The sequence below is a fragment of the Thermogemmatispora sp. genome, assembly GCF_019683755.1.
GTDB lineage: Bacteria > Chloroflexota > Ktedonobacteria > Ktedonobacterales > Ktedonobacteraceae > Thermogemmatispora.
The window spans coordinates 1-6,274 of the sequence record NZ_JADGHT010000277.1 but is presented as its reverse complement, the minus strand read 5'-3'; the positions used below and the strand labels follow the sequence as shown (position 1 = coordinate 6,274).

Below are 6,274 nucleotides of genomic sequence, written 5' to 3'. Positions count from 1 at the left end.
AAGGCATCGAGGGCAATGGCTGGCTCCAATCGCTGTTCACGGTTGGGGTGGGGGAGGGCGAGAGCGACTGGAAGGGCGGGAAGCCTTCGGAGTTCGAACCAGCGCCCGGCTGACGCGCCGGGGGAAGGGCATTATACATGCCAGCGGACGTCGGAGTTGGCTGAGCCTGAGCCGTAGCAGTGACCGTGCGGAAAGCGCCGCTCAGAGACTGCTGACTCTCCGCGCCATCCTGGACCGTCAGCGCGTCAGTGAAACCCGTGGTTGACAGATAGCTCTGATCCTCATTCAGCTTGAAGGCCTCCACCGAAGCGCGCAAGCGCTCTACCAGGCGAGCCAGACGGCCCATTGCTTGCGCAGCCTCGCGCGTTGTCGTGCTGCTGCGCTGAGTCGCCTCAGAGACGCTGTGCATGATCTGTACCACGGAGCTGGACGATTCCAGCTGCTGGTTAGCCATCTGGTTGATCGTTTCGATCTCATGGGCCTGTTGTTCAATCACTGAGAAGACTGTTTCCAGGGCACTGCCGGCCTCCTGCGTCAAGCGGGCACCGGCCTCCGTCTCGCGCTCCGTGTCCTGCATAGCCACAGCCACGGCGCCGATATCCTCGCGGACACTGCGGACGATGCGTGTCACATTGCTGGCCTGCTCCTTCGCGCGTTCGGCTAAGCGGCGGATATCGGCGGCAACAGCCCCGAAGCCCTTGCCATGCTCGCCGGCCATCGCGGCCTGAATAGCGGCGTCAAGAGCCAGGCGATTCGTCTGGTGAGCAATGCTAGAGATGGCCTCCACGATATTATTGATCTCGCGTGAGCGATCACCGAGGACCTGAACCTTCTTGGCGGTTGCCTGCACGTTTTCATGGATACGTCCCATCCCAGCAATGGCCAGCTCCACAGCCTCGCGGCCTCCCTGCGCATCCTTGCGGGCCTCAATGGCCACATTGTGGAGCAGCTGGGCGCGTTCCGCCACACGGCGGCTGGCTGCTGCCATCTGCTCAACCTCGACAGCAGCCTCATTAATCTGGCGGAGCTGCATATCGTCCTCTTCCACCAGTTGGGTCATTCCATCGATGAGCTGGCTTGTGGTCTGCTCCACCTCGCGGGCCACCGTCTTGACGCGGATCACCAGGTTCCCCAGCTCCTCGACCATATAGTTAAAGGAGTCCGCGAGCACACCGAGAGCATCAGCCGTTACTTCGGCCTGCACGCGCAGATCACCCTCACCGACGCCGCTGACCTCGCTCACCAGCTTCTCCACCTGGGCTTGCAGGTTATCGCGCTGCGCCTGGGCCTCCTGGATCAGGCGCACGATATTATCGAGCATATTATTCATCGAATTGGCCACGATGTAGATCTCATCGCGGCTATTGATCTTGACGCGAGCGGTGGTATCGCCCTTGCTGATGCGCTTGGTCAGGTTGGCGAGCTGGCGCAGGGGGCGGGTGATGGTCAAGTTAATGATATAGCCAATAGTGATCACCACCATCGCCGTGGCCAAAATAGCGATGACCGTGCCGAGGGTGATCATCCCAATCTGGTTAGAGCCGATGGTTGTCACCTCATTGCTAATGGTTTGCGTCACGGTCACGAGCTGCTGCCAGCTTTTGAGGAGCGAGGCGTACCTGGTGTTCGCCTGTTCGAGGAGGCTGTGGGTCTGGCTGTGCGGTAGATTGGCCTTCAGCGCTGTTAGCTCTGCGTCCTGAGCCTGTTTATAATCCGACCATTGCTGGCTGGCCGTACGGAAGATTTGCGCCTGGTTAGCGGCCTGAGCGTCGATGTCTCCTGGGAGGCTCCGACGCACACTATCCATATTCGGGGACGATCCCAGCAAGAAATTCTGCTGGTAAGTGCTCAGCTCGTTGCCGAAACTATGCTCCAGGTCGAGGATCTCCGTCTCGGCAGAGGTGGCCATGCGCGCCATAGCGCTACTATTGAGGCCATAAGGACCCTCGTTTGCATAGAGCGTCGAGTGATACTGACCGAGCAAAGCATTCATGCGCTCAAGGTCTGACATGGCCTGCAGCGAGATGGTCGTTGCCTGATTGGCCACCTGCATCGCTTGGCCGTGGACGGTCAGGGTGTTCAAAAAGAAAGTTCCCAGCACAATAATCACGATGGCGGGAATGATCGCAGCCAGCGCGAAGGCCAGGAAGAGCCGGAGGAAAATAGGCATTCGCGTAATTGCTCTCATGACAGCTCTCGCCCCCTCTAAGAAGGTACGCAATGATCTGTATTGCTTAAAGGAATGGGCCTTGCCGTTGCCAGCCTGTTGTTGATGTATGGGCAAACGTCAATGAGACCTGAAACAACCTGACAAAAGACTCCCAAGGTAGTGTACTCCACCCTGGACAAATTTGAAACTCTCTTGTGAGAGATTACCCTGTTTTTCCTAGATGCGTGGCGCGGACAGCGCGGAAGGGAGAGATGAGGCTAGGCCGCCAGTCGGCAGTGGGGCGGTGGGGGAACGACTGTCTGCGCTACACGTTTATAACGATAGCGGAAAAGGCTGCTTCCGGCAAGTGATGTCCCCCCAGCAGGCCCTTGCTGCCATCTGCCGCAGGCTGGCCTTTGCTGTGGAGAGGGCACTTAGGAAGTGTAGCTTGAGGAGCGGCCTGAACCGAGCAACTGGCCGGGCCGTAGAGCGCGGAGTAAGCTTATGAGGCGAGCAAAGACCAGAGGAGCAGCAGGCTGCTCGAGTCCCTCCACGCAAAGGCCGCAGCTCCTCTGGCGGAAACTAACAAAGAGGGAGGATACAAGCCTTCGCTCGCCCGGACGGCCAATCTGAGGCTCAGCTTCTGTTGCCAGTGGCTACTTAATACCCGCGAAAACGCTGCTGACATCGGGCAACAGGCCGAAGTTGTTGGCTCCTAGCGGCCAGTAGACCAGGGTGGCTTTGCCCACGATGTCTTGTCTGGGAACCGTCCCCCACTGACGCGAGTCGGAGCTGTCGCCGCGATTATCGCCCATCACGAAGTATTGATCGGGACCAATGACCAGGTTGCGGATCGGCGGATAGACGGCCAGACTGGCCGGATCATCAGGGTTGACATATGGTTCATGAAGGGTAACTCCATCAACAATCACCGTTTGCCCGATGACAGTGATGGTGTCACCGGGGACAGCGATAATGCGTTTCACATAATCTATATTAGGATCTCTTGGATAGTGGAAGACAATGATATCACCGCGCTGCGGCGGATGGAAAAGATAGGCGAGCCGATCGACAAGGATGTATTCCTGGTTGTGTAGCGTCGGCTCCATGCTTGGACCATCGATGTAGTAGTGCTGGACCGTTAGGCGTACTACGAGGAGCAACAGCAGCGTCAGAGCTACCGTTTCCAGGATGTCGCGCAAGATCCGGCGACCTCTCGCCTCTTTCTCTGGTTTTACGCTCAAAACCCTTGCCGTGCCTCCTGTTCTATCTCAAGGTCAATGCTTGGGGTGGCGATCTGTCGCTCAGGAAGAGAAGTCAGCAAGCAGGCCGAGACCTCCTCCCGTTTCTCTCCTGGCGAAGGCCTTTGATAAAGAGCCATGGCTGCGAGCATTGAGTAGTCGGCAGTGCAGCTACTCGGTAGCCGGTTCTGGCAACGTGAAAGGCGGCGGCATTTGGCGGCTGCGGGCTGCAGCGGCCTCTTTCAGCCGGGCGACGCTCTCGGCAGGCACAGGGTGTCCTCCCAAGGGTGTGGGATGGATACCAGGACCGTGATAGTCGCTGCCTCCGGTGGGGATGAGATCAAACTGACGCGCCAGGGAAAGCAGCAGTGCCTCCTGCTCAGGGGTATAGGGACCATAGTAAACCTCCAGTCCCACCAGTCCGAGAGCGCATAGCTCGGGGAGCCATTGGCGCAGGACCTCGGGACCTGGTAATTCCAGAGGATGGGCAATCACCGGCAGGCCCCGGGCACTGACAATGAGGCGCACCGCATCCTGAGGCGACAACTTGTAGCGTGGTACATAGGCTGGACACCCCTTGCTAAGGTAGCGCGCAAAGGCCTCCTCGATGCTCTGAGCATAGCCGGCCTCGACCAGTGCCTGAGCTACATGGGGCCGCCCAACCGCTCCCTGAGCTAGCTCACGTACCCGCTCCCAGGTAATAGCGACGCCCTGCTCATTGAGCAGCTCAACCATCCGCTGACCACGACGCTGCCGCGCATCGCGCAGCGTGCGCAAGGCTTGCTGAAAGGCCTCCTGCTGGTAGTGCAGGAAATAGCCGAGCATATGCACTTCGCCAGCAGGGGTTTCGGTATTAATCTCGATGCCTGGGATAAAGTCGATGTCAAGCTGGGCGGCAGTTTCAGCGGCTTCCGCCAGCCCTTCAGTGCTGTCGTGATCAGTAAGAGCCAGCACACGCACCCCCGCCTGGTGAGCCTGCTGCAACAGAACCCGCGGCGCATAGAGGCCGTCCGAGGCGGTCGAGTGCGTGTGCAGATCAATCGCATAATCGGTCATATCTCCTCCAGCCTGCCTGACCCGGTGTCGTTGGCCTGGACTTGTCGGTATCGGCATCCAGGCAGTAGCTGCGCGCGCCGCGCTGGTTGGGAGCGGCTGCGGCTCGGCTTACCTGGCATAGTCAACGGCGCGCGTCTCGCGCACCACGCAGACCTTGATCTGGCCGGGATAGTCAAGGCTCTCCTCAATCTTATGGGCGATTTCGCTCGCCAAACGGTTGGCGCCGTACTCGTCGATCTCGTCAGGCTTGACAATAATGCGAATCTCGCGTCCGGCCTGGATGGCAAAGGACTTTTCGACGCCAGGGAAAGAGTTAGCGATGCTCTCCAGAGCTTCAAGGCGCTTGAGATAGAGATCGATCGTCTCACGCCGTGCACCAGGCCGGGCGGCGGAGATGGCGTCGGCAGCCTGGACAATGGCTGCCTCCAGGCTCTGTGGCTCCATCTCGCTGGCGTGGTGAGCGACCATGGCGTGAATGATCTTCGGTGACTTGCCAAAGCGACGGGCGATCTCGCCGCCGACAACGGCGTGTGGCCCCTCCACCTCTTGATCGATGGCCTTGCCGATATCGTGCAGTAAAGCGGCTGTCTTGCAGACGTTGACATCAGCCCCCAGCTCGTGGGCAATGGTGCCCGCAAGAATGGCCACCTCTACCGAGTGGGCCAGCACGTTCTGACCGTAGCTGGTGCGAAAATGGAGACGGCCCAGGATCTTGAGCAGCTCAGGTTGCAGACCGTGAACGTTGGCCTCCATTGCCGCCCGCTCTCCTGCCTCACGAATAATGTTGTCGACTTCCTGCTGCGCTTTGGCGACGACGTCTTCGATGCGTGTGGGGTGAATACGCCCGTCGAGAATCAAACGGTTCAGCGCCAGGCGCGCTACTTCGCGGCGCACGGGGTCAAAGCCCGAAAGAATGACCGCTTCCGGTGTGTCGTCGATGATCAGATCAACGCCGGTCGCGGCCTCCAAAGCACGAATATTGCGACCTTCCCGCCCAATGATGCGCCCTTTCATTTCCTCATTGGGCAGGGGGACGACCGAGACAACCGCCTCGGAGACCTGGTCAGAGGCGCAGCGCTGAATGGCCAGGGTGATAATTTCACGCGCCCGCGCCTCAGCCTGCTCACGCGCTTCTTCTTCGATAATGCGCGCCCGCCGCGAGGCCTCGGCCCGTACCAGGGCCTCCATACGGCTCAGCAGAAGCTCGCGCGCTTCCTCTTCGCTCAGTTGGGAGATGCGCTCTAGCTCGGCCTGCTGCTGACGCTTCAGCTCCTCAACTTCCTGACGCTGCTCCTCAACCGCCCGCTCCCGCGCCTGCAGTCGGCGCTCACGCTGCTCTAAAGCCTCAATCTTGCGTTCGAGGCTCTCTTCCTTTTGCTGCAGACGACGCTCCTGGCGCTGCAGCTCTGCTCGCCGCTCTGCATTTTCTCTCTCGATAGTAGCGCGGAAACGCGCTGTCTCCTCGCGCGCCTCGCGCAGGGCCTCTCGCTGTTGCTGCTGCATTTCAAGGAGGAGGCGCTCACTGGCCTCTTTTTCAAGGCGGAGACGCTCCTCAAACTTGCTTTTATTTCGTGCCTCCCCTAAACGGTATCCGATGACGAGTGCGATCCCGGCTCCAAGGAGCGCCGCCAGGATAATGCCCGCCGCGAGGATGGCGATAATGGTCGGCGTCACGTTAGCCTACCTCCAGAGTGATCAAAGGCAAACAGACCCGCCTGCTGGGTTGGGGGTGACCGAGTGCTTGCTGCGTTCCATCGTATCGAGAGACGGTATATGCTAAGTATACTATATAGAAGGCGTATAGTACGCCGAGCATACTATATAAGAG

At 59.4% G+C, this 6,274-nt stretch carries 4 protein-coding genes; all 4 read right to left on the bottom strand.

The features are described from left to right. Positions 1–2,170, bottom strand: a 2,170-nt coding sequence (locus IRZ24_RS15410; protein ID WP_297165827.1) for a methyl-accepting chemotaxis protein, incomplete at its 3' end; no start/stop codon positions are given. A 635-nt stretch (positions 2,171–2,805) separates the two neighbouring features. Further along, complete coding sequence (gene lepB, locus IRZ24_RS15405; RefSeq protein WP_297165825.1) at positions 2,806–3,393, bottom strand: signal peptidase I; 588 nt, start codon at positions 3,391–3,393, stop codon at positions 2,806–2,808. A 168-nt stretch (positions 3,394–3,561) separates the two neighbouring features. Further along, on the bottom strand, positions 3,562–4,446 hold the full coding sequence (locus IRZ24_RS15400) for a PHP domain-containing protein (protein ID WP_297165823.1): 885 nt from the start codon (positions 4,444–4,446) through the stop codon (positions 3,562–3,564). Between the two features lie 108 nt (positions 4,447–4,554). After that, positions 4,555–6,120, bottom strand: coding sequence for a ribonuclease Y (rny, locus tag IRZ24_RS15395; protein WP_297165820.1), 1,566 nt, complete (start codon positions 6,118–6,120; stop codon positions 4,555–4,557). Positions 6,121–6,274: the final 154 nt, after the last annotated feature.